At 32.3% G+C, this 24,655-nt stretch carries 40 protein-coding genes; 34 read left to right on the top strand and 6 right to left on the bottom strand.

Translation table 11 applies throughout. The features are described 5' to 3' along the window. Positions 1 to 64 precede the first annotated feature (64 nt). Positions 65 to 370 (bottom strand): type II toxin-antitoxin system RelE/ParE family toxin, encoded by a 306-nt coding sequence (locus G507_RS0112735; RefSeq protein ID WP_026717843.1) that lies wholly within the window; start codon positions 368 to 370, stop codon positions 65 to 67. Then, complete coding sequence (locus tag G507_RS0112740; RefSeq protein WP_342662435.1) at positions 367 to 696, bottom strand: type II toxin-antitoxin system ParD family antitoxin; 330 nt, start codon at positions 694 to 696, stop codon at positions 367 to 369. Before G507_RS0112740 ends, G507_RS0112735 begins: the two co-directional genes overlap by 4 nt. A 114-nt stretch (positions 697 to 810) precedes the next feature. Between G507_RS0112740 and G507_RS0112745 the strand changes: the two genes are divergently transcribed. Beyond that, the gene (locus G507_RS0112745) at positions 811 to 1,560 is read left to right on the top strand and encodes a rhomboid family intramembrane serine protease (RefSeq protein ID WP_026717845.1); all 750 of its coding nucleotides are present in this window, start codon (positions 811 to 813) and stop codon (positions 1,558 to 1,560) included. On the opposite strand, the gene G507_RS0112750 is transcribed toward G507_RS0112745, so the two are convergent. From G507_RS0112750 to G507_RS0112765, 4 genes are all read right to left on the bottom strand, one after another. After that, positions 1,547 to 2,083 (bottom strand): hypothetical protein, encoded by a 537-nt coding sequence (locus G507_RS0112750; RefSeq protein WP_026717846.1) that lies wholly within the window; start codon positions 2,081 to 2,083, stop codon positions 1,547 to 1,549. The two genes, G507_RS0112745 and G507_RS0112750, sit on opposite strands and share 14 nt — an antisense overlap. A 21-nt stretch (positions 2,084 to 2,104) precedes the next feature. Beyond that, a complete protein-coding gene (locus G507_RS0112755) occupies positions 2,105 to 2,932 on the bottom strand; it encodes a tetratricopeptide repeat protein (protein ID WP_026717847.1) in 828 nt (275 codons plus the stop codon). A gap of 16 nt (positions 2,933 to 2,948) precedes the next feature. After that, on the bottom strand, positions 2,949 to 3,683 hold the full coding sequence (gene rlmB / locus G507_RS0112760; RefSeq protein ID WP_026717848.1) for a 23S rRNA (guanosine(2251)-2'-O)-methyltransferase RlmB: 735 nt from the start codon (positions 3,681 to 3,683) through the stop codon (positions 2,949 to 2,951). Between the two features lie 151 nt (positions 3,684 to 3,834). After that, entirely contained in the window at positions 3,835 to 5,496 is a 1,662-nt protein-coding gene (locus G507_RS0112765; RefSeq protein WP_026717849.1) for a BamA/TamA family outer membrane protein, read from the bottom strand. Positions 5,497 to 5,698: 202 nt separating this feature from the next. On the opposite strand from G507_RS0112765, the gene rpsL reads away from it, so the two are divergent. The 33 genes from rpsL (at position 5,699) to carA (ending at position 24,518) form a co-directional block, all read left to right on the top strand. Then, entirely contained in the window at positions 5,699 to 6,082 is a 384-nt protein-coding gene (rpsL, locus tag G507_RS0112770; RefSeq protein ID WP_026717850.1) for a 30S ribosomal protein S12, read from the top strand. A 92-nt stretch (positions 6,083 to 6,174) separates the two neighbouring features. Further along, positions 6,175 to 6,651: a 30S ribosomal protein S7 gene (gene rpsG, locus G507_RS0112775; RefSeq protein ID WP_026717851.1), complete on the top strand. Its 477-nt coding sequence runs from the start codon at positions 6,175 to 6,177 to the stop codon at positions 6,649 to 6,651. A gap of 9 nt (positions 6,652 to 6,660) precedes the next feature. Then, complete coding sequence (gene fusA, locus G507_RS0112780) at positions 6,661 to 8,817, top strand: elongation factor G (RefSeq protein ID WP_026717852.1); 2,157 nt, start codon at positions 6,661 to 6,663, stop codon at positions 8,815 to 8,817. A gap of 11 nt (positions 8,818 to 8,828) precedes the next feature. Beyond that, a complete protein-coding gene (gene rpsJ, locus G507_RS0112785) occupies positions 8,829 to 9,134 on the top strand; it encodes a 30S ribosomal protein S10 (RefSeq protein WP_008254495.1) in 306 nt (101 codons plus the stop codon). 226 nt (positions 9,135 to 9,360) lie between these two features. Next, positions 9,361 to 9,978, top strand: a complete 618-nt coding sequence (gene rplC / locus G507_RS0112790; RefSeq protein ID WP_026717853.1) for a 50S ribosomal protein L3 — start codon at positions 9,361 to 9,363, stop codon at positions 9,976 to 9,978. Further along, complete coding sequence (gene rplD / locus G507_RS0112795; RefSeq protein ID WP_026717854.1) at positions 9,978 to 10,607, top strand: 50S ribosomal protein L4; 630 nt, start codon at positions 9,978 to 9,980, stop codon at positions 10,605 to 10,607. The genes rplC and rplD overlap by 1 nt, the downstream gene beginning before the upstream one ends. Positions 10,608 to 10,613: 6 nt before the next feature. Continuing rightward, complete coding sequence (gene rplW / locus G507_RS0112800; RefSeq protein WP_026717855.1) at positions 10,614 to 10,904, top strand: 50S ribosomal protein L23; 291 nt, start codon at positions 10,614 to 10,616, stop codon at positions 10,902 to 10,904. Positions 10,905 to 10,913: 9 nt separating this feature from the next. Beyond that, complete coding sequence (gene rplB / locus G507_RS0112805; protein ID WP_026717856.1) at positions 10,914 to 11,738, top strand: 50S ribosomal protein L2; 825 nt, start codon at positions 10,914 to 10,916, stop codon at positions 11,736 to 11,738. A gap of 10 nt (positions 11,739 to 11,748) precedes the next feature. Next, complete coding sequence (gene rpsS, locus G507_RS0112810) at positions 11,749 to 12,027, top strand: 30S ribosomal protein S19 (RefSeq protein WP_026717857.1); 279 nt, start codon at positions 11,749 to 11,751, stop codon at positions 12,025 to 12,027. A gap of 6 nt (positions 12,028 to 12,033) precedes the next feature. Next, positions 12,034 to 12,444, top strand: coding sequence for a 50S ribosomal protein L22 (gene rplV, locus G507_RS0112815; RefSeq protein ID WP_026717858.1), 411 nt, complete (start codon positions 12,034 to 12,036; stop codon positions 12,442 to 12,444). 8 nt (positions 12,445 to 12,452) lie between these two features. Further along, a complete protein-coding gene (gene rpsC / locus G507_RS0112820; protein WP_026717859.1) occupies positions 12,453 to 13,187 on the top strand; it encodes a 30S ribosomal protein S3 in 735 nt (244 codons plus the stop codon). A 20-nt stretch (positions 13,188 to 13,207) separates the two neighbouring features. Next, positions 13,208 to 13,633: a 50S ribosomal protein L16 gene (rplP, locus tag G507_RS0112825; RefSeq protein WP_026717860.1), complete on the top strand. Its 426-nt coding sequence runs from the start codon at positions 13,208 to 13,210 to the stop codon at positions 13,631 to 13,633. Between the two features lie 13 nt (positions 13,634 to 13,646). Then, positions 13,647 to 13,835: a 50S ribosomal protein L29 gene (gene rpmC, locus G507_RS0112830; RefSeq protein WP_026717861.1), complete on the top strand. Its 189-nt coding sequence runs from the start codon at positions 13,647 to 13,649 to the stop codon at positions 13,833 to 13,835. A gap of 17 nt (positions 13,836 to 13,852) precedes the next feature. Then, positions 13,853 to 14,110 (top strand): 30S ribosomal protein S17, encoded by a 258-nt coding sequence (rpsQ, locus tag G507_RS0112835; RefSeq protein ID WP_026717862.1) that lies wholly within the window; start codon positions 13,853 to 13,855, stop codon positions 14,108 to 14,110. A gap of 2 nt (positions 14,111 to 14,112) precedes the next feature. Further along, positions 14,113 to 14,481: a 50S ribosomal protein L14 gene (gene rplN, locus G507_RS0112840; protein ID WP_026717863.1), complete on the top strand. Its 369-nt coding sequence runs from the start codon at positions 14,113 to 14,115 to the stop codon at positions 14,479 to 14,481. Between the two features lie 12 nt (positions 14,482 to 14,493). Then, positions 14,494 to 14,808, top strand: a complete 315-nt coding sequence (rplX, locus tag G507_RS0112845; protein WP_026717864.1) for a 50S ribosomal protein L24 — start codon at positions 14,494 to 14,496, stop codon at positions 14,806 to 14,808. 2 nt (positions 14,809 to 14,810) lie between these two features. Further along, on the top strand, positions 14,811 to 15,362 hold the full coding sequence (gene rplE, locus G507_RS0112850) for a 50S ribosomal protein L5 (protein WP_026717865.1): 552 nt from the start codon (positions 14,811 to 14,813) through the stop codon (positions 15,360 to 15,362). 3 nt (positions 15,363 to 15,365) lie between these two features. Further along, the gene (gene rpsN, locus G507_RS0112855; protein ID WP_026717866.1) at positions 15,366 to 15,635 is read left to right on the top strand and encodes a 30S ribosomal protein S14; all 270 of its coding nucleotides are present in this window, start codon (positions 15,366 to 15,368) and stop codon (positions 15,633 to 15,635) included. 106 nt (positions 15,636 to 15,741) lie between these two features. Continuing rightward, positions 15,742 to 16,140: a 30S ribosomal protein S8 gene (gene rpsH, locus G507_RS0112860; protein ID WP_026717867.1), complete on the top strand. Its 399-nt coding sequence runs from the start codon at positions 15,742 to 15,744 to the stop codon at positions 16,138 to 16,140. 12 nt (positions 16,141 to 16,152) lie between these two features. After that, the gene (gene rplF / locus G507_RS0112865) at positions 16,153 to 16,695 is read left to right on the top strand and encodes a 50S ribosomal protein L6 (protein WP_026717868.1); all 543 of its coding nucleotides are present in this window, start codon (positions 16,153 to 16,155) and stop codon (positions 16,693 to 16,695) included. A gap of 11 nt (positions 16,696 to 16,706) precedes the next feature. Beyond that, positions 16,707 to 17,057, top strand: a complete 351-nt coding sequence (rplR, locus tag G507_RS0112870) for a 50S ribosomal protein L18 (RefSeq protein WP_026717869.1) — start codon at positions 16,707 to 16,709, stop codon at positions 17,055 to 17,057. Between the two features lie 6 nt (positions 17,058 to 17,063). After that, positions 17,064 to 17,588, top strand: coding sequence for a 30S ribosomal protein S5 (gene rpsE / locus G507_RS0112875; RefSeq protein ID WP_026717870.1), 525 nt, complete (start codon positions 17,064 to 17,066; stop codon positions 17,586 to 17,588). Between the two features lie 15 nt (positions 17,589 to 17,603). Further along, positions 17,604 to 17,783 (top strand): 50S ribosomal protein L30, encoded by a 180-nt coding sequence (gene rpmD / locus G507_RS0112880; RefSeq protein ID WP_026717871.1) that lies wholly within the window; start codon positions 17,604 to 17,606, stop codon positions 17,781 to 17,783. 11 nt (positions 17,784 to 17,794) lie between these two features. Continuing rightward, complete coding sequence (gene rplO / locus G507_RS0112885; RefSeq protein ID WP_026717872.1) at positions 17,795 to 18,247, top strand: 50S ribosomal protein L15; 453 nt, start codon at positions 17,795 to 17,797, stop codon at positions 18,245 to 18,247. A gap of 16 nt (positions 18,248 to 18,263) precedes the next feature. Continuing rightward, on the top strand, positions 18,264 to 19,613 hold the full coding sequence (gene secY, locus G507_RS0112890) for a preprotein translocase subunit SecY (RefSeq protein WP_026717873.1): 1,350 nt from the start codon (positions 18,264 to 18,266) through the stop codon (positions 19,611 to 19,613). 7 nt (positions 19,614 to 19,620) lie between these two features. After that, on the top strand, positions 19,621 to 19,836 hold the full coding sequence (gene infA / locus G507_RS0112895; protein ID WP_008254466.1) for a translation initiation factor IF-1: 216 nt from the start codon (positions 19,621 to 19,623) through the stop codon (positions 19,834 to 19,836). A 10-nt stretch (positions 19,837 to 19,846) separates the two neighbouring features. Beyond that, on the top strand, positions 19,847 to 19,963 hold the full coding sequence (gene ykgO / locus G507_RS17580; RefSeq protein ID WP_073370549.1) for a type B 50S ribosomal protein L36: 117 nt from the start codon (positions 19,847 to 19,849) through the stop codon (positions 19,961 to 19,963). Positions 19,964 to 19,965: 2 nt separating this feature from the next. Then, on the top strand, positions 19,966 to 20,340 hold the full coding sequence (gene rpsM, locus G507_RS0112900; RefSeq protein WP_026717874.1) for a 30S ribosomal protein S13: 375 nt from the start codon (positions 19,966 to 19,968) through the stop codon (positions 20,338 to 20,340). 8 nt (positions 20,341 to 20,348) lie between these two features. Further along, the gene (gene rpsK / locus G507_RS0112905; RefSeq protein ID WP_026717875.1) at positions 20,349 to 20,732 is read left to right on the top strand and encodes a 30S ribosomal protein S11; all 384 of its coding nucleotides are present in this window, start codon (positions 20,349 to 20,351) and stop codon (positions 20,730 to 20,732) included. Positions 20,733 to 20,849: 117 nt separating this feature from the next. After that, positions 20,850 to 21,455 (top strand): 30S ribosomal protein S4, encoded by a 606-nt coding sequence (rpsD, locus tag G507_RS0112910; RefSeq protein ID WP_026717876.1) that lies wholly within the window; start codon positions 20,850 to 20,852, stop codon positions 21,453 to 21,455. Between the two features lie 20 nt (positions 21,456 to 21,475). Continuing rightward, positions 21,476 to 22,468, top strand: a complete 993-nt coding sequence (locus tag G507_RS0112915) for a DNA-directed RNA polymerase subunit alpha (protein ID WP_026717877.1) — start codon at positions 21,476 to 21,478, stop codon at positions 22,466 to 22,468. Positions 22,469 to 22,530: 62 nt separating this feature from the next. Further along, complete coding sequence (gene rplQ, locus G507_RS0112920; protein WP_026717878.1) at positions 22,531 to 23,037, top strand: 50S ribosomal protein L17; 507 nt, start codon at positions 22,531 to 22,533, stop codon at positions 23,035 to 23,037. 362 nt (positions 23,038 to 23,399) lie between these two features. Next, positions 23,400 to 24,518 (top strand): glutamine-hydrolyzing carbamoyl-phosphate synthase small subunit, encoded by a 1,119-nt coding sequence (carA, locus tag G507_RS0112925; protein WP_026717879.1) that lies wholly within the window; start codon positions 23,400 to 23,402, stop codon positions 24,516 to 24,518. The last annotated feature ends 137 nt before the right edge of the window (positions 24,519 to 24,655 follow it).

The raw sequence follows: 24,655 nt of genomic DNA on the forward strand, positions 1-24,655 counted from the left end.
TCTATCTTTTTTTTCAAAAAAGGATGCCATTCCCATCAGGGCTAAAGATTTTATGTAGGTTTTATTAAGAATGGTTTTTCAAAATTCTTGTAATATTCCTGTTTTGATGTAAAACACGAACAATAGAAATCTTATTTTCTGAAGTTTTTAAATAAAAAATATAATGTGATTGATATAACACATATTTATAATCAAGAAAGTGTTGCTCAACTACAATTTTATTATCAAGATGTTTGCAATGCTCCTCTATCTTATAAATTAAATTTTCAATATAATAATCAGCTTGATTAATAGAAAAATTATCTAAAGTCCAAACCCAAATTTCTTCCAAATCTAATTTTGAAAGTCTTGATAATTCATAAATTATCATTTTTTATTATATTTAGATTTCATTTCATTCAAAAAGTTAGTAGTGTCAAAGTCAGAAACATAACCACTATTTTCTCCTTGTTTTAATTGCATAATAAGTTCTTGTTTGGCTAGTTCTTCTTCTTCCAATAAACGCAAACTGGCTCTAATGACTTCACTAGCAGAGTTAAAGCTTCCAGAATTTATAGATTTTTTAATAAATTCTTCAAAATGACTTCCTAATACAATTGATGTGTTTTTGCCCATAATCCATAAATTATATTCAAAACTACCAATAATTGGTACAATATCAAAATTAAAAACTGACAAAAAAGCATAAAACAACATTTGGCTTTATCTTTGAATGATTGATTAAAAGATTTAAGGATTAAAATGATTGAAAGATTGAAATTCTTAAACAAAAAAAAGTGAAACCCTGAAACCTTGAAACAAAAAAAACCAATTAAAGACAACCCATTTAAATTCACACCTTCGGTAATCTTATTTCCGTTGTTGTTTGTATTGGTATTATGGATTGTGTTTTGGATTGAACATCATTATCACGTAGATTTATCCCATTACGGAATTTACCCAAGAAAAGGTTTCGGCTTAAAAGGAATAATTTTCAGTCCATTTCTTCACGGAGATTTAGAACATTTGTTTAATAATTCTATTGCATTATTTGTTCTGTTACTTTTTTTGCGCTATTTCTACAGAGAACAAGCAGTTACAGTTGTAATAATCGGAATATTATTTTCAGGAATAGGAACGTGGCTAATAGGAAGACCAAGCTACCACATTGGAATTAGTGGATTGGTTTATGCTTTAGTCAGTTTTATTTTCTTCAAAGGAATTTTTACCAAATACTTTAGATTAGTAGCTGTTTCATTAACCGTAATCTTATTATACGGAGGAATGATTTGGTACATGTTTCCAGAAGTCGGAAAAAACAACATTTCGTGGGAAGGTCATTTATTCGGTTTCCTGACAGGTTTTGTATTGAGTTATTTCTTAAAAACACCACAATTTGATAAAGCCATTTTCTACGATTGGGAAAGTCCAGATTTTAATCCAGAAAACGATCCATTTATGAAAAACTTCGACGAAAACGGAAAATTCGCTCCACCACCAAAACCAGAAGAAGTTATTAAAGAATATTTTAATTCATCTATAAAGGTGATTTATGACTTTATTGGAATTAAGAAGGAATAGAGGTTTGTAGTTTTTTATTAATTAAACCTAAGTTTTCAAAAGAGATATTAAAGTGTTTTATGAAATCTTTGTGTATTTTTTCAATTTCAATTTCATTGATTTTTCCAGAATTTAAAGTAGTTTGTTTTTTACTCTCAACTTTTTGCATTGGAGACATTGATCTAGGTAGGTTTAGTGTAAAAGAAAGATCACTTTGTGCTAAACTTATTATTTCATAGTCAATTAAATTGTCAGAGTGAGCAATAATGTTTCTAAATGTCATTATGTTTTTAATACTATTATTTAAATTTTTATCAATATTAATTTTTTCAATTTCAATTATGTAAGAAAGAATTTTAAATTTTGATGAAAAATTTAAAATTAAATTATTTAAAAGAATATCATTAATAAAAGTAGTTTTTTCTGAAGAAATATATTTTGATATTATTTCTTTAATTAGTTTTTCAACGGTATTAAATTTTATTATTATATCAGAAATTATTTCTTTATTTCTAATTATTAATTCATCTCCTCTCTCAATCATAAATTATTATTTTTAAGTGATTTACTTTTGGCAAAAATCTTTGATATTTTCATAAGCTAAAGGATTTCCTAATTCACCACCTTTACTGAAATTTAAACAAGCATTTTCTTTGTCATTTAAACTTATATAACATAAACCTATTTTATTATAAACGGAGTCATTCTTGTCGTCGATTTTTAGACTTTTTTTATAATAAATTATTGCATCATTGTAATTTTCTAAATTATAAAAGTTTATATCACCAATTAATTGATAATAATTAGAATATTCGTTAATTTTTAATGCTTCTAAAATATCTAATTTTGCACCTCTAAAATCTAACATTTCTATTTTTAATTTTGCTCTTTCTGAATAAAAATAATCCAAATTATTTTCGTCATAAATTTCAATAGCTTTTGTGTAATTTGTTATTGCTCCAATAGTGTCTTTTAATATTGTCTTTATTTTAGCTATTCTAGAATGAATGTGAGAGTAACTTATAGGTGCAGTAACACCATCATTAAAATAAATTTCACAATTATTCGAATTTAAAGCTTTGTTGTAATTTTCAATTGCTTCATTATAGCTTTCAAAACCTTCATTTAAACTCCCTAATCTATAATATATCCATGTACAATTTAAAGAATCACTAATTACTGCTTTATTATAATGTTCAATACTTGAATCATACATTTTAATACTTAATAATTCTTCATCTTTTTTTTGCTTTAGATTATTGGAGTACTTTTTCAAACTTAATGAATTCAGAGCTTTTTCTCTAAAATCTTCTGCCAGAGAAACATTTAGATTAATTTCTTGAGCACTTATTGAATTAAAGCATAAAATTAAAAAAAGATAAGAATATTTCATAAATAAGTTTTTAAATCTACTGTCTCTGACGAACAACCTCATACAAAAAAGCACCACACGCTACAGAAACATTTAAAGATTCAATAGTTCCAAACATTGGTAATTTTGCTTTTTCATCCACAATTTTCAACACAGATGGATTTACACCTCTATCTTCGCTTCCCATTATTATGGCTAAAGGTTCGTTTAGGTTTAAATCATAAATATTGCTATCTGTTTTTTCAGTAGAAGCTATAGTTTTAATACCACTTCCTTGCAAATGAAAAATAGCATCTTTAATGTGATCTACTTTACAAATTGGCACATTAAAAACAGCACCAGCACTTGTTTTAACCGTATCACCATTTACGGGAGCAGAACCTTGTTTTTGAACAATAATTCCGTCAACACCAGTACATTCAGCTGTTCTGATAATTGCTCCAAAGTTACGAGCATCAGATAATTGGTCTAAAATTAAAAACAAAGGCATTTTTTCTTTAGCCAAAACAGTTTCTATCAAAGTCTCTAAATCATGAAAAGAAACCGGAGAAATCGTTGCCACAGCACCTTGATGGTTTCCAGAAGTCAAACGGTTTAATTTCTCTACAGGAACGTAGGAGAAATTAACGTTGTTTTGTTTCATTGCTTTCATCAAATCTTTTATCAAGTCACCTTGAAGCTCTTTTTGTAAAAACACTTTATCAATTTCTGTTTTTGATTGAATTGCTTCAATTATAGCACGTATTCCGAATATTTGATTATCTCTTTCCATTTGGCAAAAATAGTCTTTTTATTAAAAAGATTGAAAGATTGAAAGATTAAAAAATTAAAAGATAATTGGTTTTGATCAATAAAAGGTTAAAAGGTATAATGTAGTGTGTGAAATTTTTCAATCCTACAATTTTAAATTTTTCAATCTTTTCTTAAAAATACGTTTTAAAACTCACATGCACGATTGAGTTGGAAAGTTTAATGGTTTGGTCGTTTGTTGAACCATTCGCATAAATGAAATTAAATAATCCGTTTTTAGTAAAAAGGCCAAAACCAAAACCCAATCCTAATAAGTTACCACTCAAATTAGAAGTTTTATCTTGAAAATAGCCATAGTCAATTATCGAATGTATATAAATACTTGGTGCCATCATGTAGCGATATTCAGTTAAAATGCCGCTGTAAGCATTAGCTTGCAAGCTGTTTTCACTAAATCCTCTAATCGAATTTATTCCTCCATAACGATGCAATTCATTCACTATGTAATCATCACTTTGTAAGTAGAATGTTTCGTTTTTGATGTTTATGATGTTCTTTTCATTCAAATATAAGTTATGACTAAAATTAACTTGTCCAAAAAATTGATTTGTTTTTAAAGAACTAATGGTTCGATTTCCTGTTCCTAGTTTAATATTGAATTTAGTCTTTTCTGGAAATAAAAAATCATCATTGTTAAAGTCAATAAAATCAAAAGTAGAAGTAATGAATGTATTCGTAAAATCGTTAATACTAAATGAGTTTGTGTTTTGAATGTCTACTGAAGTCGTATTTTGATAACCCAAATAAACTTTCGAATTGTATTTAAAATAATAACCCAAATTCAAATCGGTTTTTGTGTTTTGAAACGTACTATCTTGTTTAAAAATTCGTAAATCTGCTTTAATTCCAAACGGACTTTTAAACATGTACGGAATTTCAGTTCCTAAATTAAAACTCGATTGTTGTTTTCCGTCATTTTTCCAAAATAAATTTAATTTTTCTCCTGAATTTAAAATATTTTGCAATTGTAAATCCAAATAACCATTAAAACGAAGATTTGAATTTTCATCATTGGCAAATCCTATAAAGCCATCGAATTTGTTAGGTTTGGCTTTTTCGAGATAAACGTAAACTTTTGTAGAATCTTTCGTGAATAATATTTCAGGATATTTGGTTTGTGTCACAAAACGCAATTCATTAAAGTCTTTATAAATTTTAGAAACATTATCCTGATTGAAATCCAATCGTCTTGCTTTCTTTAAAATTGCCTTTTTAATTCCATATGGAAACTTGTCATAACCTTCAATTACGATATTTGTTAAATTTCTTTTTTGGTTTAAATCTAAAACTAATTTAGCTTCCAAATAATTATTAACCTGATTGTAATCTGTTAGTTTTAGTTTAGCTAGTGAATATCCTTTCTTTTCAAGTAAAGAAATTTTATTTTGCATAAAAGATTCAACATTTTCAATAGGTAGTTTTATGGAATCATCTTTCAGACTTAATAGTTCTTTTTCTTCTGCTGAATTTATACCTATATATATATGTACAAGTTGAACTTGATTCTTTAAGCTGTATTTGAAAAAGAAAATACTGTCATTTAATTTTGATTGAAGCAATAATTCATTTTGAAAATACCCTTTGTATTGAAGTTTTTGTTCTAAAGATTTTTGTTCTTCAATAATAGAAGCAACGTTTATGTGTTTTTTGATAAAACCTATGCTGTCAATTGTTCTTGTTTCTACTGCATTGCTTCCTTCAACAATCATTTCAAATTTTTGTGAAAATGAGAGTTGACAGCAAAATAGGATTAATAAGAATAATAAGTTTTTCATGGCATTTATCTAACGCAAAAAAACAAAATTAATTTCAAATAAACTTTTAAAACTCTAATTGATTATATCAAATGTAAAAGTATTGAGCAACAAAGTTTTGAAAATTAATAAATTAGATTTGTTTTCTTAAAATTTATTCATACATTTGCAACCCGTAAAAAAGCGGGAATTAATAAATCACAAGAAAAATTAGTATTTAATTATGCCAACAATTCAACAATTAGTAAGACTAGGGAGAACCCAAATGACTAAGAAGAGTAAATCGGCTGCTTTAGATTCTTGTCCTCAAAGAAGAGGAGTATGTACGCGTGTTTACACTACTACACCAAAAAAACCAAACTCTGCAATGCGTAAAGTTGCAAGGGTTCGTTTGACAAATGGTAAAGAAGTGAATGCTTACATTCCTGGAGAAGGACACAATCTACAAGAGCACTCGATAGTATTAGTTAGAGGTGGAAGAGTAAAAGATTTACCAGGAGTTAGATACCACATCGTACGTGGTGCTTTAGACACTGCCGGAGTAAGCGGTAGAACACAAAGAAGATCTAAGTATGGTGCAAAACGTCCAAAAGACGCTAAAAAGTAAATCAAAAATCAGTCTAGAGAATAATGTTTAAATGTATGAAAGTATTGTGCTTTCTGCTTTTGATTGTTAAACTTTGACACAAACGAAAAGAAATGAGAAAAAGAGCGGCAAAAAAAAGACCCCTTTTACCAGATCCAAAATTTAACGATCAGTTGGTAACGCGTTTTGTGAACAACTTAATGTGGGATGGTAAGAAATCAACAGCTTTTAAAGTTTTTTATGATGCATTAGACATCGTAGAGGCAAAAAAAGGTGATAATGAAAAATCAGCTTTAGAATTATGGAAAGACGCTTTAACAAACGTTATGCCTCACGTAGAAGTACGTAGTCGTAGAGTTGGTGGAGCTACATTCCAAATACCTATGCAAATTCGTCCAGATAGAAAAATTTCTACTGCAATGAAATGGTTAATTCTTTATGCTAGAAAAAGAAATGAGAAATCTATGGCTGGAAAATTGTCATCAGAAATTTTAGCAGCAGCTAAAGAAGAAGGTGCAGCAGTTAAGAAAAGAATGGATACTCACAAAATGGCAGATGCAAACAAAGCATTCTCACACTTTAGATTTTAATAAAAAGAAATGGGAAGAGATTTAAAATATACAAGAAATATAGGAATTGCTGCTCACATTGATGCTGGTAAAACAACAACAACTGAGCGTATATTATTCTATACTGGAAAATCACACAAAATTGGTGAAGTACATGATGGTGCTGCAACAATGGACTGGATGGCACAAGAGCAAGAAAGAGGTATTACAATTACTTCTGCTGCTACAACTTGTGAATGGAATTTTCCAACAAAACAAGGTACAATTTTACCGGAATCAATACCTTATCACTTTAACATTATCGATACTCCAGGTCACGTTGACTTTACAGTAGAGGTAAACCGTTCGTTACGTGTATTAGATGGTTTAGTTTTCTTATTTAGTGCTGTTGATGGTGTTGAGCCTCAGTCAGAAACTAACTGGAGATTAGCGGATCAATACAGAGTCCCAAGAATGGGGTTTGTTAACAAGATGGACCGTCAAGGGTCTAACTTTTTAATGGTATGTCAACAAGTTAGAGATATGCTAAAATCAAACGCAGTTGCAATTACATTGCCAATTGGAGAAGAAAATGATTTTAGAGGTGTGGTTGACTTAGTGAAAAATCAAGCTATTGTATGGCATGACGAAACATTAGGAGCTACTTTCGATATTATTGACATTCCGGCTGATATGGTTGATGAAGTTAAAGAATACAGATCTATCCTTATAGAAGCAGTTGCTGATTATGATGAGAATCTGTTAGAAAAATTCATGGAAGATGAGAGCTCTATTACTGAGGAAGAAATCAATAACGCTTTAAGAGCGGCTACTATGGATATGGCTATCATTCCAATGATTGCAGGTTCTTCTTTCAAAAATAAAGGAGTTCAATTTATGTTGGATGCGGTTTGTAAATATTTACCATCTCCAATGGATAAAGAAGGTATCGAAGGGATTCATCCTGATGATGCTGATTTATTAGAAGAAGATCAAAAGAAAATTTTACGTCGTCCAGATGTGAAAGAACCGTTTGCTGCTCTTGCATTTAAAATTGCTACTGACCCTTATGTTGGTCGTTTAGCTTTCTTTCGTGCATATTCAGGTCGTTTAGATGCTGGTTCGTATATTTTAAATACACGTTCTGGAAATAAAGAGAGAATTTCTCGTATCTACCAAATGCATGCTAACAAGCAAAACCCAATCGATTATATCGAAGCTGGAGATATTGGAGCAGCAGTTGGATTTAAAGATATCAAGACTGGAGATACAATGTGTGATGAAAAACACCCAATTATTCTTGAGTCAATGAAATTCCCTGATCCGGTAATTGGTATTGCGATTGAGCCTAAAACAAAAGCTGACGTTGATAAGATGGGTATGGCTTTAGCTAAATTAGCTGAAGAGGATCCAACTTTCACAGTTAGAACGGATGAAGCTTCAGGTCAAACTATTATTTCAGGAATGGGTGAGTTACACTTAGATATTCTTGTAGATAGAATGAGACGTGAATTTAAAGTTGAAGTTAACCAAGGTGAACCTCAAGTTGAATACAAAGAAGCATTCACAAAATCAGCTTCGCATAGAGAAACATATAAAAAACAATCTGGAGGTCGTGGTAAATTCGGTGATATCGTATTTACATTAGAACCAGCAGAAGATGTTGATGGAAAACCAGCTGTAGGTTTACAGTTCGTAAATGCAGTAAAAGGTGGTAACGTTCCTAAAGAATTTATACCAGCTGTTGAAAAAGGTTTCCGTGAAGCAATGAAAACTGGTCCATTAGCAGGGTATGCTGTGGATAGTTTAAGAGTTACATTGTCAGATGGATCTTTTCACCCTGTGGATTCTGATGCTCTTTCTTTTGAGTTAGCAGCAAAAATGGGATACAAAGAAGTGGCGAAAGCTGCAGGAGCTGTAGTTCTTGAACCTATCATGAAAATCGAAGTTATTACTCCAGAAGAAAACATGGGTGATATCGTTGGTGACTTAAATCGTCGTAGAGGACAAGTTAATGATATGGGTGATAGAAGTGGTGCAAAAACTATTAAAGCAGATGTGCCTTTATCTGAAATGTTTGGTTATGTTACAACATTAAGAACATTATCATCAGGTAGAGCAACTTCTACAATGGAGTTTTCTCACTACGCAGAAACACCTTCGAATATTTCAGAAGAGGTAATCAAAAAAGCAAAAGGTAACGCTTAATTCTAAAGAAAATGAGTCAAAAAATCAGAATAAAATTAAAATCTTACGATCACATGTTGGTAGATAAATCTGCTGAAAAGATTGTAAAAACTGTTAAAAGTACAGGTGCTGTTGTAACTGGACCAATTCCATTACCAACACACAAAAAGATTTTTACTGTGTTGCGTTCACCACACGTAAACAAAAAATCGCGTGAGCAATTTGAACTTAGTTCATACAAAAGATTGTTAGACATTTATAGTTCTTCTTCTAAGACTATTGATGCTTTAATGAAATTGGAATTGCCAAGTGGTGTTGAAGTAGAGATTAAAGTATAATTTCATACACTGTTAAGTCAGTTTAAAAAAAACCGCTAGTATTTGTTTACTGCGGTTTTTTTAATCTTTAATGCTATGTTTTTTACTTAATTATTCATTTAAAAATAGTTAAGTAATTAATTTTGTATTAATTAAATAAAATTTATATATTTGCACCCTTGTAAAAAAGAGTGTGTATATATTATATACACAAAAAAATTAAGTAGTAATTAATAATTAGTTTAATATGTCTGGGTTAATCGGAAGAAAAATTGGCATGACTAGCATCTTTGATGAGAACGGGAAGAATATTCCTTGTACTGTAATTCAAGCTGGTCCATGCGTAGTTACCCAAGTCAGAACCATAGCGGTTGACGGGTACGAAGCTCTTCAACTTGGTTTCGATGACAAAACTGACAAACACTCTATTAAAGCAGAAGAAGGTCACTTCAAGAAAGCAGGAACAGATGTTAAGAAGAAAGTCGTTGAATTCAAGTATTTTGAAGAAAAACACAACTTAGGTGATGTGTTGAATGTGGATTTATTCACGGAAGGAGAATTTGTAGATGTACAAGGTGTATCTAAAGGTAAGGGTTTTCAAGGGGTTGTTAAGCGTCACGGATTTGGTGGTGTTGGACAAGCAACTCATGGTCAACATAACCGTTTAAGAGCGCCAGGTTCAGTTGGAGCTTCTTCTTATCCATCTAGAGTATTCAAAGGAATGCGTATGGCTGGAAGAATGGGTACAGATAACGTAACAATTCAGAATCTTAGAGTTTTAAAAGTCGTTGCAGACAAAAACCTTTTAGTAGTAAAAGGATGTGTGCCAGGACATAAAAACTCTTACGTAATCATTCAGAAGTAATGGAAGTAAAAGTATTAGATGTAAACGGAAAAGAAACTGGGAGAAAAGTACAACTTTCTGATTCAGTATTCGCAATTGAACCAAATAATCACGCTGTATACCTTGATGTTAAGCAATATTTAGCTAACCAAAGACAAGGAACGCACAAAGCTAAAGAAAGAGCTGAAGTTGCGGGAAGTACTCGTAAGATAAAAAAACAAAAAGGAACAGGAACTGCCAGAGCTGGTAGTGCTAAAAACCCTTTGTTTAAAGGTGGAGGAACAGTATTCGGACCTAGACCAAGAAGTTATTCATTCAAATTGAATAAATCTTTAAAGCGTTTAGCAAGAAAATCTGCCTTCTCAATCAAAGCAAAAGAAGATAATTTAGTAGTAGTTGAAGACTTCAATTTTGAAACTCCAAACACTAAAAATTTCATTAACGTTTTGAAAGCTTTAGGGTTAGATAATAAAAAATCTCTATTTGTGTTGGGTGATTCAAATAAAAATGTATATTTGTCGTCACGCAATTTAAAAGGGTCTAGTGTAATAACTACCTCAGAGTTAAGTACTTATGGTATTTTAAATACTAATAAATTAGTCTTAATGGAGAGTTCGTTAGAAGGAATTGAAACTAATTTAAGTAAATAAGAAGGTATGAATGTTATAATTAAACCTATCATTACTGAAAAAATGACAAAAGACGGTGAAATTTTTAACCGTTTTGGTTTTGTAGTTGACAAAAAAGCAAACAAAATACAAATTAAGAAAGCTATTGAGGCTTCTTATGGAGTAACTGTTGAAAATGTTAACACAATGAATTACAGATCTGATAGATCGGTTAAATACACTAAGAGTGGTTTAATCGTTGGTAAAACAAATGCTTATAAAAAAGCAGTTGTACAACTGAAAGAAGGAGAAGCAATAGACTTTTATAATAATATCTAATAAAACAAGATGTCAGTTAGAAAATTAAAACCTATTACCCCAGGACAGCGATTTAGAGTTGTAAATAGCTTTGACACTATTACAACTGATAAGCCGGAGCGAGCATTGCTAGCACCGAAAAAACGTTCAGGAGGTAGAAATAGTCAAGGAAAGATGACCATGCGCTACACAGGTGGTGGTCACAAACAAAAGTATCGTATTATCGATTTTAAAAGAACTAAGCACGGAATTCCTGCTACAGTTAAAACAATTGAATACGATCCAAATCGTTCAGCATTCATTTCATTGCTTGCATATGTAGATGGAGAAAAAACTTACGTAATTGCGCCAAATGGTTTACAAGTTGGTCAAACAGTAGTTTCAGGTCCAGATGCGATTCCAGAAATTGGAAACACTTTACTTTTAAGTAAAATTCCTCTAGGAACAGTTATATCATGTATTGAATTAAGACCAGGTCAAGGAGCAGTTATTGCTCGTTCGGCAGGTACTTTTGCTCAATTGATGGCAAGAGATGGAAAATATGCTACAATTAAAATGCCTTCAGGTGAAACAAGATTAATCTTGCTTACTTGTTCAGCAACAATTGGAGCGGTTTCGAACTCTGATCACCAATTAATCGTATCTGGTAAAGCAGGTAGATCAAGATGGTTAGGAAGAAGACCAAGAACTAGACCAGTAGCTATGAATCCAGTTGATCACCCTATGGGAGGTGGAGAAGGACGCTCTTCAGGAGGTCATCCACGATCAAGAAAAGGAATACCAGCTAAAGGTTATAGAACTCGTTCTAAGGTTAACCCGAGTAGTAAGTATATTGTTGAACGCAGAAAGAAATAATTAGATAGACATGGCACGTTCATTAAAAAAAGGACCATTTGTACATTATAAGTTAGAGAAAAAAGTTCAAGCTAATATTGAAGGAGGTAATAAAGGTGTTGTTAAGACTTGGTCTAGAGCATCAATGATTACTCCAGATTTTGTTGGACAAACGATAGCTGTTCATAATGGTCGTCAATTTGTTCCAGTATATGTTACTGAGAACATGGTAGGACATAAATTAGGAGAATTTTCACCAACAAGATCTTTTAGAGGTCACGCAGGTGCAAAAAATAAAGGTAAAAAATAAGAAGCAATGGGAGTTCGTAAAAGAGAAACAGCAGATGCAAGAAAAGAGGCTAATAAGTCTATCGCTTTTGCCAAATTAAATAACTGCCCTACTTCACCTAGAAAAATGCGCTTAGTTGCGGATATGGTAAGAGGTCAAAAAGTAGAACTAGCTCTTAATGTTTTAAGATTTAGTACTAAAGAAGCTTCAAGAAAATTAGAAAAACTATTGTTGTCAGCTATTAATAACTGGTCGCAAAAAAATAGTGAAGCTAGTCTTGAAGATGCAGGTTTATTTGTAAAAGAGATTAGAGTAGATGGTGGAGCGATGTTAAAAAGACTTCGTCCAGCACCTCAAGGTCGTGCACACAGAATAAGAAAACGTTCTAATCACGTTACAATCGTATTAGGGCAATTAGATAACACACAAAGCAATTAATAAACAGTATGGGACAAAAGACAAATCCAATAGGGAATAGACTTGGTATCATCAGAGGTTGGGACTCAAACTGGTACGGTGGAAATGATTACGGTGATAAAATCGCTGAAGATTATAAAATCAGAAAGTATATCCACGCTCGTTTATCAAAAGCTAGTGTATCAAAAATAATTATCGAGAGAACTTTAAAACTTGTAACCGTTACTATCACTACTGCTAGACCTGGTATTATTATCGGAAAAGGTGGTCAAGAGGTAGACAAGTTAAAAGAAGAACTTAAGAAAATTACTGACAAAGAAGTTCAAATCAACATTTTCGAAATCAAAAGACCTGAACTTGATGCCCTATTAGTAGGAGCAAGTATCGCACGTCAAATTGAGAATAGAATTTCTTACAGAAGAGCAATCAAAATGGCTATCGCAGCAGCTATGAGAATGAACGCAGAAGGTATTAAAGTACTTATTTCTGGTCGTTTAAATGGAGCTGAAATGGCACGTTCTGAGCAATTCAAAGAAGGTAGAATTCCTTTGTCAACTTTCAGAGCTGATATTGATTATTCATTATCTGAAGCACATACTACTTATGGTAGAATGGGTATTAAAGTATGGATAATGAAAGGTGAGGTTTACGGTAAAAGAGATCTTTCCCCGTTAGTTGGTATGGACAAAAAACAGTCTAAATCTTCAGGATCTTCATCTTCTAAAAGAGATGGTGGTAGACCAAACAATCGCAAAAGAAAGTAATTATTTAAACTAAAGAAAAAATGTTACAGCCTAAAAGAACAAAATACCGTAAGGTACAAAAGGGTAGAATGAAAGGAAATTCTCAAAGAGGACATGTACTTTCTAGTGGAATGTTTGGAATTAAATCGGTTCATGAAAAAGGAGTATTCTTAACTTCACGTCAAATCGAAGCTGCGCGTATCGCTGCAACTCGTTTTATGAAGAGAGAAGGTCAATTATGGATCAATGTTTTCCCAGACAAACCTATTACTAAGAAGCCTCTTGAGGTACGTATGGGTAAGGGTAAAGGTGCAGTCGAATATTGGGCTGCAGTTTGTAAACCTGGTAAAATAATGTTTGAAGTTGGTGGTGTTCCACTATCAGTTGCAAAAGAAGCTTTACGTCTAGCAGCACAAAAACTTCCAGTGAAAACTAAGTTTGTTGTTGCAAGAGACTTTGAAGCATAATCACAAATTAATTATGAAACAATCAGAAATTATAAGTCTATCAGCAACTGAGTTACAAGAAAAACTTAGCCAGTTAAAGAAAACATACGCTGATCTAAAGAATGCTCATGCGATTTCTCCTATTGAGAATCCATTACAACTAAGAGCTTTAAGAAGGTCTGTTGCTAGAGTTACTACTGAATTGACTAAAAAGTTACAATAATTGTACACTGCTGAAAGATGGAAAAAAGAAATTTAAGAAAAGAAAGAATTGGGGTTGTTACTAGCAACAAAATGACTAAGTCTATTGTTGTCTCTGAAACAAGAAGAGTAAAACACCCTATGTATGGTAAGTTCGTGTTAAAAACTAAAAAATACGTTGCACACGACGAAATAAACGACTGTAACATTGGAGATACTGTAAAGATCATGGAAACAAGACCTATGAGTAAATCAAAATGTTGGAGATTAGTTGAAATCATTGAAAGAGCTAAATAATTATGGTACAGCAAGAATCAAGATTAAAAGTAGCAGACAATACAGGAGCAAAAGAAGTTTTGACTATCCGTGTATTAGGAGGAACGAAACGTCGTTATGCCTCTGTAGGTGATAAAATTGTAGTTTCTATAAAAGACACTGCTCCTAACGGAAGTGTGAAAAAAGGAGCTGTATCAACTGCAGTTGTTGTACGTACCAAAAAAGAAGTGAGAAGAGCTGATGGATCTTATATCCGTTTTGACGATAACGCATGTGTATTGTTAAACGCTGCAGGTGAAATGAGAGGGACTCGTGTTTTTGGACCAGTTGCCAGAGAACTTCGTGAAAAACAATTCATGAAAATTGTATCATTAGCACCAGAGGTGCTTTAATTCTAAAAAATGATGACAAAGTTAAAAGTAAAATCAGGAGATTTAGTTAGAGTAATTGCTGGAGACCATAAAGGTGAAGAAGGTAAAATCGTAACTATTCTACGTGAAAAAAATAAAGCGATTGTTGAAGGTGTAAATATGGTTTCAAAGCATACTAAACCTAGCGCAACTAATCCACAAGGTGGAATCGTAAAGAAAGAAGCTGCTGTTCATATTTCAAACTTGTCTTTAATCGACCCTAAGTCAAAAGAAACGACTAAAGTTGGTTATAAACAAGAAGGAGATAAGAAAGTGAGATTCTCAAAAAAATCTAATCAAGTATTATAGTGATGGCTTACATACCTAGACTAAAAGAAGAATATAAGAGCAGAGTAATTTCTGCACTTACGGAAGAATTCGGTTACAAAAACGTAATGCAAGTTCCAAAACTTGAAAAAATCGTCGTAAGCCGTGGAGTTGGAGCAGCTGTTTCTGATAAGAAATTAGTAGATTATGCTGTTGAAGAAATGACAAAAATTACCGGACAACAAGCGGTAGCTACTATTTCTAAGAAAGACGTTGCGTCTTTTAAATTAAGAAAAGGTATGCCAATTGGAGCTAAAGTAACTTTACGTGGAGAAAGAATGTATGAGTTTTTAGATAGACTTGTAACTTCAGCTTTACCTCGTGTAAGAGATTTTGGTGGAATTAAATCTGATGGATTTGATGGAAGAGGTAATTATAATTTAGGAGTTTTAGAACAAATCATTTTCCCAGAAATCGATATTGATAAAGTTAATAAAATCTCAGGTTTTGATATTACATTCGTGACTTCAGCACCAACAGATAAAGAAGCAAAATCTTTATTAACAGAACTAGGATTACCTTTTAAAAAGAACTAAGATATGGCTAAAGAATCAATGAAAGCCCGCGAGGTAAAAAGAGAAGCAACAGTTGAAAAGTATGCTGAAAAAAGGAAAGCTTTGAAAAAAGCTGGAGATTATGAAGGTTTACAAAAATTACCTAAAAATGCATCTCCTGTACGTTTACACAATCGTTGTAAATTAACAGGGAGACCAAGAGGGTATATGCGTCAATTTGGACTTTCTCGTGTTACATTCCGTGAAATGGCTAATCAAGGATTAATTCCAGGTGTTAAAAAAGCATCTTGGTAATCTCGCAATAAGTTTGTACTTTTGCAATCCAAAAAATAATTTTAACTGGTTATAGGTTCATTTGGTGAGTACCATTTGAAAACCATAATCGTAATTCATACATGTTATGTATACAGATCCAATAGCGGATTATCTAACGAGAGTTAGAAATGCTGTGAGAGCTAACCACAAAGTGGTTGAGATTCCAGCATCAAACCTTAAAAAAGAAATCACAAAGATTTTATTTGATCAAGGTTATATTTTAAGTTACAAATTCGAAGATGCTACCGTTCAAGGTACTATCAAAATCGCACTTAAGTACGATAAAGAAACAAAAGAATCTGTAATTAAAGATATTCAAAGAATTAGTAAACCAGGTTTACGTAAATATTCAGGTTCTTCAGAGATCCCAAGAATTCTTAACGGATTAGGTGTTGCAATTGTTTCCACATCAAAAGGCTTGATGACAGGTAAGATGGCAAAACAACTAAACGTAGGTGGAGAAGTAATTTGTTACGTATACTAATATAAAAGAAAAATGTCAAGAATAGGTAAAAATCCAATTGCAATTCCAGCAGGAGTAACAGTAGATGTTAAAGACGCTGTGGTTACAGTAAAAGGAAAATTAGGCGAGCTTACTCAAGAATTTTCTGATGTAACGGTAAAAATAGAAGATAACCAAGTTATCGTTGAACGTTCATCAGATCACAAAGACGAGAGAGCGAAACACGGACTTTATCGTTCTTTGATCAACAATATGATTGTTGGTGTTTCTGAAGGTTTTTCAAAACAATTAGAACTAGTAGGAGTAGGTTATAGAGCATCTAATCAAGGTCAAAGACTTGATTTAGCTTTAGGATTCTCTCATAATATTGTCCTAGAAGTTGTTTCTGAAGTAACTGTAGAAACTATATCAGAGAAAGGTAAAAATCCTTTAGTAAAATTATCATCATTTGACAAACAATTATTAGGTCAAGTTGCTGCTAAAATCAGAGCTTTTCGTAAACCTGAACCTTACAAAGGAAAAGGAATTAAGTTTGTAGGTGAAGTATTAAGAAGAAAAGCAGGTAAATCAGCTTAAAATTTAAGACTATGTCATTAACAAAAACGGAAAGAAGACAAAGAATAAAATTCAGAATTAGAAAGATTGTTAGCGGTACTGCTGCGCAACCTAGACTTGCTGTTTTTAGATCTAATAAAGAAATCTATGCTCAAATCATAGATGATGTAAACGGTGTTACATTAGTAGCAGCATCTTCAAGAGAGAAAGGTGTTACTAAAGGAACAAACACTGAAACTGCTAATGCAGTAGGTAAGTTAGTAGCTGAAAAAGCTCTTAAAGCAGGTGTATCTACTATCACTTTTGATAGAGGTGGATATTTATACCACGGACGTGTTAAATCATTAGCTGAAGGCGCAAGAGAAGCTGGACTTAAATTCTAAGATAATATGATCAATAATTATAAAAACGTAGAACTAGTAAAACCAGGAGGACTTGATTTAAAAGACCGTTTGGTGAATGTTAATCGTGTTACTAAAGTTACAAAAGGGGGTAGAGCATTTGGTTTTTCTTCTATTGTAGTTGTAGGTGATGAAAACGGAGTTGTCGGACATGGTACTGGAAAATCTAAAGATGTAGCAGAATCAATTGCTAAAGCAGTTGAAGACGCTAAGAAAAATCTAGTTAGAATTCCATTACAAGGACAGTCAGTTCCTCACGAACAAAAAGGTAAATTTGGTGGAGCAAGAGTATTTTTAATACCAGCTTCTCATGGTACTGGAGTTATTGCAGGTGGTGCAGTACGTGCGGTACTTGAGTCAGTAGGTATTCATGATGTATTATCAAAATCTCAAGGTTCATCAAATCCTCATAATGTTGTTAAAGCAACTTTCGATGCGTTATTGCAAATGAGAAGTGCTTATACGATTTCAAAACAAAGGGGAGTATCTTTAGAAAAAGTATTTAAAGGTTAATAATTCAAGGAAAAAATGGCAAAAATATTAGTAAAACAAGTAAAAAGCAAAATCAATTGTCCTCTTACACAAAAGAGAACTCTTATTGCTTTAGGTCTAAAAAAAATGGGACAAGTTGTTGAGCATGATGACAACCAAGCTATCCTTGGAATGGTAAACAAAGTAAAACACTTAGTTTCTGTTGAAACTAAATAACATATACAGTTATGAATTTAAGTAATTTACAACCAGCGGAAGGTTCAACGCACAACCAAAATAAAAGATTAGGTAGAGGAGAAGGTTCTGGAAAAGGTGGTACCGCATCACGTGGACATAAAGGAGCTAAATCTCGTTCTGGTTATTCTAAGAAGATTGGTTTTGAGGGAGGGCAAATGCCTCTTCAAAGACGTGTGCCTAAGTTCGGATTTAAAAATATTAACAGAAAAGAATATCAAGGTGTTAATCTTGATACACTTCAAATGTTAGTTGACAATGGAGTAGTAACTGACACTGTAGATTTTACAGTTTTAGTTGATACAAGATTAGCGACCAAAAACGAATTAGTTAAAATTTTAGGTAGAGGCGAATTAAAAGCAAAACTTAAAGTGAGTGGACACAAATTTACTGCTACTGCAAAAGCTGCTATTGAGGCTGCTGGTGGAGAAGTAGTAATTTTATAACAAATAGTATAGTAAAATGAAGAAATTTATAGATTCTTTAGTCAATGTTTGGAAAATCGAAGAGTTAAAAAACAGAATTCTGTTGACTCTAGGATTGTTATTGGTGTATCGTTTTGGTGCTCAAGTAACACTTCCAGGTATTGATGCTACTAAACTAGGAAATTTAACTAGCCAAACCGATCAAGGTATTGGCTGGTTAATTGATGTTTTTACAGGTGGAGCTTTCTCACAAGCATCTATTTTTGCTTTAGGAATTATGCCTTATATTTCTGCATCGATTGTAGTACAATTGATGGGAATAGCAGTTCCTTACTTGCAAAAACTTCAAAAAGATGGTGAAAGTGGAAGAAAAAAGATAAATCAAATTACAAGATGGTTGACTATTGCAATTACTTTAGTTCAAGGTCCTGGTTATATTTATAATCTTTATTCTACACTTCCTCCTGATGCATTTTTATTAGGATTTAATTCATTCCAATTTTTATTCTCAGCAGTATTAATCCTAGTTACAGGTACAATTTTTGCTATGTGGTTAGGAGAAAAGATTACTGATAAAGGTATTGGAAATGGTATTTCATTATTAATTATGGTTGGAATTATCGCTAGGATGCCACAAGCATTCATGCAAGAGATAGCATCAAGAACTTCTCAAGCAAATGGTGGTGTACTTATGATTGTAATTGAAATAATAATATGGTTGCTAGTAATAGTAGCATGTGTATTGTTAGTAATGGCTGTTAGAAAAATTCAAGTTCAATATGCACGTAGAACAGTTTCTGGTGACTTTGAACAAGATCTAATGGGTGGTGGTGATAGACAATTTATTCCATTAAAATTAAACGCATCGGGTGTAATGCCAATCATATTTGCACAAGCAATTATGTTTATCCCAGCTGCATTAGCAGGTTTATCACAATCTGATAATGCACAATCTATCGCAACAATGTTTAAAAATCCATTTGGATTAGTATATAATCTAGTGTTTGCATTACTAATTATAGTGTTTACATATTTTTATACTGCGATTACAATACCAACTAATAAAATGGCTGATGATTTAAAAAGGAGTGGTGGATTTATACCAGGTGTTAAGCCAGGTTCTGAAACTTCAGACTTTTTAGATAAAATTATGTCACTAATAACGTTTCCAGGTTCACTTTACCTTGCTTTTATCGCTGTGTTTCCAGCTATAGCTGTTAGTGTTATGGGTGTTCAAGGTTCATGGGGTTATTTCTATGGAGGAACTTCGTTATTAATTATGGTAGGAGTTGCAATTGATACAATTCAACAAATAAATTCTTATTTATTGAATAAACATTATGATGGGTTGATGAAAAGTGGTAAAAACAGAAAAGCAGTAGCTTAATTATTTTATGGCAAAACAATCAGCAATAGAACAAGACGGAACAATAATTGAAGCATTATCAAATGCTATGTTTCGAGTAGAATTAGAAAACGGGCACATTGTAATTGCTCACATCTCTGGAAAAATGCGTATGCATTATATCAAATTATTACCTGGTGATAAAGTGAAACTAGAAATGAGTCCTTACGATTTGTCTAAAGCAAGAATCACATATAGATACTAAATCTAATAGCATGAAAGTAAGAGCATCAGTTAAAAAAAGAAGTGCCGAGTGCAAAATTGTACGAAGAAAAGGCAGATTATACGTAATCAACAAAAAGAATCCTAGATTTAAACAAAGACAAGGATAATTATGGCAAGAATAGCAGGGGTAGATATACCTAAACAGAAAAGAGGAGTTATTGCTTTAACATACATTTTTGGTATTGGTAATAGCAGAGCTAAAGAGATTTTAGAAAAAGCTCAAGTTAGCGAAGACAAAAAAGTTTCAGATTGGAACGATGAAGAAATCGGAGCAATTCGTGAAGCTGTATCATTTTTCAAAATTGAAGGTGAATTACGTTCAGAAGTTCAATTAAACATCAAACGTTTAATGGATATTGGTTGTAATAGAGGAATTCGTCATAGAGCGGGTCTTCCTTTAAGAGGTCAAAGAACTAAAAACAACTCAAGAACAAGAAAAGGTAAAAGAAAAACTGTTGCAAACAAGAAAAAAGCAACTAAATAATAAGTAATATGGCTAAGGCAACTACAAAAAAACGTAAAGTTATTGTTGAATCAACAGGAGAAGCTCATATTAGTGCAACTTTTAACAACATCATTATTTCTTTAACAAATAAGAAAGGTGAAGTTATTTCTTGGTCTTCAGCTGGTAAAATGGGTTTTAGAGGTTCTAAAAAGAACACTCCATACGCAGCTCAAATGGCAGCAGAAGATTGTTCAAAAGTAGCTCTTGACGCTGGTCTTAAAAAAGTAAAAGTTTACGTTAAAGGACCAGGAAACGGTAGAGAATCTGCAATCAGATCATTACATAATGGTGGAATTGAAGTTACAGAAATTATTGATGTAACACCAATGCCTCATAATGGATGTCGTCCTCCAAAAAGAAGAAGAGTTTAATCAAATATATTTACTATATTTGCACTCTTAAAAAAATATTTTAGTATAAACTAGATAGAATTACGATTATCGAAGGATTAGACCTGAATTCATAATCTCTATCTTAAACAATTAGAAATGGCAAGATATACTGGTCCAAAAACTAAAATTGCTCGTAAATTTGGCGAAGCAATATTCGGAGAAGACAAAGCCTTCGAAAAAAGAAATTATCCTCCTGGACAACATGGAATGTCTAAAAGAAGAGGTAAAAAATCTGAATATGCTATCCAGTTAATGGAAAAGCAAAAAGCTAAATATACTTACGGTATTTTAGAAAAACAATTCAGAAACTTATTCAAAAAAGCATCTGCAGCTTCTGGTGTAACAGGTGAAATCCTTTTACAACTTTGTGAATCAAGATTAGACAACGTAGTATACAGAATGGGTATTGCTCCTTCTCGTAGAGGTGCACGTCAAATCGTTTCGCACAGACACGTTACTGTAAATGGTGAATTAGTGAACATTCCTTCTTATCACATCAAACCAGGTGATAAAGTAGCTGTTCGTGAAAAATCTAAATCTCTTGAAGCTATCGATCGTTCTTTATCTAATGCATCTCAAGTTTATGAGTGGATTACATGGAACAATGATACTAAGGAAGGTACTTTCGTATCTGTTCCTCAAAGACTTCAGATTCCAGAAAACATTAAAGAGCAACTAATCGTAGAGTTGTATAACAAATAAAAATACACATTAAGCGAATTATGGCAGTATTTAATTTTCAGAAGCCCGATAAAGTTATCATGATCGATTCAACCGATTTTGAAGGTAAGTTTGAATTCAGACCTTTAGAACCTGGTTACGGATTGACAGTTGGTAATGCACTTAGAAGAGTTTTACTTTCTGCATTAGAAGGTTTTGCAATAACATCAGTAAAAATTGAAGGTGTAGAACATGAGTTCTCTACAATTCCTGGTGTAGTTGAAGACGTTACAGAAATTATCCTTAATCTTAAACAAGTACGTTTTAAACGTCAAATTGAAGATATCGATAACGAGTCTGTTTCAATGTCTCTATCAGGTAAAGAGGTGTTAACTGCAGGTGATTTTCAAAAATTCATCTCTGGTTTCCAAATCTTAAACCCAGATTTAGTTATCTGTAACCTTGATAGCAAAACTTCAATTAATATGGAACTTACTATCGAAAAAGGTAGAGGATATGTTCCAGCAGAAGAAAACAAAAAAGCAAATGCACCAATTGGTACAATATATACTGACTCAATTTACACACCAGTAAAAAATGTTAAGTATTCTATTGAGAACTTTCGTGTGGAGCAAAAAACTGACTATGAAAAGTTAGTTTTCGAAATCCAAACGGATGGTTCAATTAATCCAAAAGATGCATTAACTGAAGCAGCTAAAACGTTGATTCATCACTTTATGTTGTTTTCTGACGAAAGAATTACACTTGAGGCTGACGAAATTGCTCAAACAGAATCTTATGACGAAGAGTCATTACACATGAGACAGTTGTTAAAAACTAAACTTGTGGATATGGATTTATCAGTTAGAGCTTTAAATTGTTTAAAAGCAGCTGAAGTTGACACTTTAGGAGACTTAGTGTCTTTCAATAAAAACGACTTAATGAAATTCCGTAACTTTGGTAAAAAATCTTTAACAGAATTAGACGAATTAGTCGCTGTGAAAGGTCTTACTTTCGGTATGGATTTAGCAAAATACAAATTAGATAAAGAATAAATTACTTCATATTTTGCTCTCCAATAGTGGATTGTAGCAAGATGAGGGTTAAAAAATAAGTCATGAGACACGGAAAAAAATTCAATCATTTAAGTAGACAAAAAGGACATAGAGCATCTATGCTTGCAAATATGGCTTGTTCACTTATTGAGCACAAACGTATCAATACAACAGTTGCAAAAGCGAAAGCTTTAAGAGTGTTTTTTGAGCCGTTAGTTACAAAATCAAAAGAAGATACTACACATAATCGTCGTATTTGTTTCGCTTATTTAAGAGACAAATATGCAGTTACTGAGTTATTCAGAGAAGTTGCTGCTAAAGTTGGAGATCGTCCAGGAGGATACACTCGTATCATCAAATTGGGTAATCGTTTAGGAGATAACGCTGATATGGCAATGATTGAGTTAGTTGACTTCAATGAATTGTACAATGGTGGTAAAAAAGAAGAGAAAAAAGGAAGAAGCCGTAGAGGTGGTAAAGCTAAAAAAGCGGAATCAACTACTGAAGCTCCTGTTGCAGAAACTCCTGCTCCTGAAACTTCTGAAGAATCTACTGATAAAGCAGAATAATGAATATCTATTCATAAATACAAAAAAGGATAAGCTAATTTTTAGTTTATCCTTTTTTTTTGGTTTTTATTTTCCCTTCCTCTGGAGGGGTGCCCAAAGGGTGGGGTGGTTAAAGGTTTTGAAGATATTTATAACTATGATTTTTTGGAGTATTAAGGCTTGGGCTTTATTGGGTTATGTAATTCCTGCTGTCCATTCTATCTTTTATTGCGAGGAACGAAGCAAACTTATAATGATACTATAATTTCGCAATAAAAGGATGCCATTCCCATCAGGGCTAGAAGAGAATCTGTTCGAATGTTTATAAACTTATTTTTTTAGAAAAAAGAATTACACTAAATTTGCAAAACAACACACAACAAATGCAATACACTACTAAACAAAAAGCCATCGTATTACTAGCAGATGGAACTATTTTTCACGGAAAATCAATCGGAATTAGCGGTACAACCTTTGGCGAAGTTTGTTTCAATACTGGAATGAGCGGTTACCAAGAAATTTTTACAGATCCTTCTTATTTCGGGCAAATTATGGTAACAACCAATCCTCATATTGGTAACTATGGTGTAAGCTTAAATGATGTAGAATCAGATGGAGTAAAAATCGCTGGACTTATTTGTAAAAACTTTAGTTTCAATTATTCTAGACCAGACGCTTCTGAAAGTTTATATGATTATTTTGAAAAACAAAATATCGTTGCTGTTTCAGATGTTGATACAAGGGCTTTGGTAAGCTATATTAGAGATAATGGAGCACAAAATGCAATTATTTCAACAGACGGCACATCAATTGAGGATTTAAAAGATCAATTAGCAAATGTTCCAAACATGAAAGGTTTAGAATTAGCTTCTAAAGTTTCTACTAAAGAACCTTATTTTTATGGTGACGAAAAAGCCACTTATAAAGTTTCAGCTTTAGATTTAGGAATTAAAACTAATATTTTAAGAAACCTAGCAAAAAGAGATTGCTACATAAAGGTATTTCCTTTTGACGCTTCTTATGAAGATTTAAAAAGTTTTAATCCAGATGGATATTTTTTATCAAATGGACCTGGTGATCCTGAGCCATTACATCAAGCACAAAACACTGCAAAAGAAATTATCGCTAACAATAAACCGTTATTCGGAATTTGTCTAGGACATCAAGTAATTGCTTTAGCCAATGGAATTTCGACTTATAAAATGTTCAATGGTCATAGAGGAATTAATCATCCTGTAAAAAACTTGTTGACAGGTAAAGGAGAAATCACTTCTCAAAATCACGGATTTGCTGTAAATAAAGAAGAATTAGAAAAAAATCAAGATATGGAAATCACGCATTTACACTTAAATGATGATACTGTAGCCGGAATGCGAATGAAATCTAAAAACTGTTTTTCAGTACAATATCACCCAGAAGCAAGTCCAGGACCACATGATGCTGAATATTTGTTCGATACTTTTATAGAGAATATAAAGAAACAAAATTTACAAGAAGTTTAATAAGATTTAAACCTAACACGTTTTCAGAACTTGTTAGGTTTTTTAAGAAATTAAAAAAAGAATAAGATTGTAACAATTTAACTAAAACGTTATCGTTTATAAGTTTATTGGCGTTTAAAATATAGAATGTTTAAATT

It is taken from the genome of Flavobacterium gelidilacus DSM 15343 (assembly GCF_000422685.1).
GTDB classification, from domain to species: Bacteria; Bacteroidota; Bacteroidia; order Flavobacteriales; family Flavobacteriaceae; genus Flavobacterium; species Flavobacterium gelidilacus.

Excerpts from the sequence above, each read along its gene's own strand:
- rpsJ (WP_008254495.1), top strand. The coding sequence starts at position 8,829 with ATGAGTCAAAAAATCAGAATAAAATTAAAATCTTACGATCACATGTTG.
- rpsS (WP_026717857.1), top strand. The coding sequence starts at position 11,749 with ATGGCACGTTCATTAAAAAAAGGACCATTTGTACATTATAAGTTAGAG.
- G507_RS0112735 (WP_026717843.1), bottom strand. The coding sequence starts at position 370 with ATGATAATTTATGAATTATCAAGACTTTCAAAATTAGATTTGGAAGAA.
- rpsH (WP_026717867.1), top strand. The coding sequence starts at position 15,742 with ATGTATACAGATCCAATAGCGGATTATCTAACGAGAGTTAGAAATGCT.
- rpsC (WP_026717859.1), top strand. The coding sequence starts at position 12,453 with ATGGGACAAAAGACAAATCCAATAGGGAATAGACTTGGTATCATCAGA.
- rplW (WP_026717855.1), top strand. The coding sequence starts at position 10,614 with ATGAATGTTATAATTAAACCTATCATTACTGAAAAAATGACAAAAGAC.
- rplV (WP_026717858.1), top strand. The coding sequence starts at position 12,034 with ATGGGAGTTCGTAAAAGAGAAACAGCAGATGCAAGAAAAGAGGCTAAT.
- rpmD (WP_026717871.1), top strand. The coding sequence starts at position 17,604 with ATGGCAAAAATATTAGTAAAACAAGTAAAAAGCAAAATCAATTGTCCT.
- rpsE (WP_026717870.1), top strand. The coding sequence starts at position 17,064 with ATGATCAATAATTATAAAAACGTAGAACTAGTAAAACCAGGAGGACTT.
- rpsQ (WP_026717862.1), top strand. The coding sequence starts at position 13,853 with ATGGAAAAAAGAAATTTAAGAAAAGAAAGAATTGGGGTTGTTACTAGC.
- rplP (WP_026717860.1), top strand. The coding sequence starts at position 13,208 with ATGTTACAGCCTAAAAGAACAAAATACCGTAAGGTACAAAAGGGTAGA.
- fusA (WP_026717852.1), top strand. The coding sequence starts at position 6,661 with ATGGGAAGAGATTTAAAATATACAAGAAATATAGGAATTGCTGCTCAC.
- rpsG (WP_026717851.1), top strand. The coding sequence starts at position 6,175 with ATGAGAAAAAGAGCGGCAAAAAAAAGACCCCTTTTACCAGATCCAAAA.
- rplD (WP_026717854.1), top strand. The coding sequence starts at position 9,978 with ATGGAAGTAAAAGTATTAGATGTAAACGGAAAAGAAACTGGGAGAAAA.
- rplB (WP_026717856.1), top strand. The coding sequence starts at position 10,914 with ATGTCAGTTAGAAAATTAAAACCTATTACCCCAGGACAGCGATTTAGA.
- rpsN (WP_026717866.1), top strand. The coding sequence starts at position 15,366 with ATGGCTAAAGAATCAATGAAAGCCCGCGAGGTAAAAAGAGAAGCAACA.
- rplE (WP_026717865.1), top strand. The coding sequence starts at position 14,811 with ATGGCTTACATACCTAGACTAAAAGAAGAATATAAGAGCAGAGTAATT.
- rplO (WP_026717872.1), top strand. The coding sequence starts at position 17,795 with ATGAATTTAAGTAATTTACAACCAGCGGAAGGTTCAACGCACAACCAA.
- infA (WP_008254466.1), top strand. The coding sequence starts at position 19,621 with ATGGCAAAACAATCAGCAATAGAACAAGACGGAACAATAATTGAAGCA.
- rplX (WP_026717864.1), top strand. The coding sequence starts at position 14,494 with ATGACAAAGTTAAAAGTAAAATCAGGAGATTTAGTTAGAGTAATTGCT.
- rpmC (WP_026717861.1), top strand. The coding sequence starts at position 13,647 with ATGAAACAATCAGAAATTATAAGTCTATCAGCAACTGAGTTACAAGAA.
- rpsK (WP_026717875.1), top strand. The coding sequence starts at position 20,349 with ATGGCTAAGGCAACTACAAAAAAACGTAAAGTTATTGTTGAATCAACA.
- rplC (WP_026717853.1), top strand. The coding sequence starts at position 9,361 with ATGTCTGGGTTAATCGGAAGAAAAATTGGCATGACTAGCATCTTTGAT.
- rplQ (WP_026717878.1), top strand. The coding sequence starts at position 22,531 with ATGAGACACGGAAAAAAATTCAATCATTTAAGTAGACAAAAAGGACAT.
- rplF (WP_026717868.1), top strand. The coding sequence starts at position 16,153 with ATGTCAAGAATAGGTAAAAATCCAATTGCAATTCCAGCAGGAGTAACA.
- G507_RS0112740 (WP_342662435.1), bottom strand. The coding sequence starts at position 696 with ATGTTGTTTTATGCTTTTTTGTCAGTTTTTAATTTTGATATTGTACCA.
- rpsL (WP_026717850.1), top strand. The coding sequence starts at position 5,699 with ATGCCAACAATTCAACAATTAGTAAGACTAGGGAGAACCCAAATGACT.
- rplR (WP_026717869.1), top strand. The coding sequence starts at position 16,707 with ATGTCATTAACAAAAACGGAAAGAAGACAAAGAATAAAATTCAGAATT.
- G507_RS0112765 (WP_026717849.1), bottom strand. The coding sequence starts at position 5,496 with ATGAAAAACTTATTATTCTTATTAATCCTATTTTGCTGTCAACTCTCA.
- ykgO (WP_073370549.1), top strand. The coding sequence starts at position 19,847 with ATGAAAGTAAGAGCATCAGTTAAAAAAAGAAGTGCCGAGTGCAAAATT.
- rlmB (WP_026717848.1), bottom strand. The coding sequence starts at position 3,683 with ATGGAAAGAGATAATCAAATATTCGGAATACGTGCTATAATTGAAGCA.
- rpsD (WP_026717876.1), top strand. The coding sequence starts at position 20,850 with ATGGCAAGATATACTGGTCCAAAAACTAAAATTGCTCGTAAATTTGGC.
- G507_RS0112755 (WP_026717847.1), bottom strand. The coding sequence starts at position 2,932 with ATGAAATATTCTTATCTTTTTTTAATTTTATGCTTTAATTCAATAAGT.
- G507_RS0112915 (WP_026717877.1), top strand. The coding sequence starts at position 21,476 with ATGGCAGTATTTAATTTTCAGAAGCCCGATAAAGTTATCATGATCGAT.
- rpsM (WP_026717874.1), top strand. The coding sequence starts at position 19,966 with ATGGCAAGAATAGCAGGGGTAGATATACCTAAACAGAAAAGAGGAGTT.
- carA (WP_026717879.1), top strand. The coding sequence starts at position 23,400 with ATGCAATACACTACTAAACAAAAAGCCATCGTATTACTAGCAGATGGA.
- G507_RS0112750 (WP_026717846.1), bottom strand. The coding sequence starts at position 2,083 with ATGATTGAGAGAGGAGATGAATTAATAATTAGAAATAAAGAAATAATT.
- rplN (WP_026717863.1), top strand. The coding sequence starts at position 14,113 with ATGGTACAGCAAGAATCAAGATTAAAAGTAGCAGACAATACAGGAGCA.
- secY (WP_026717873.1), top strand. The coding sequence starts at position 18,264 with ATGAAGAAATTTATAGATTCTTTAGTCAATGTTTGGAAAATCGAAGAG.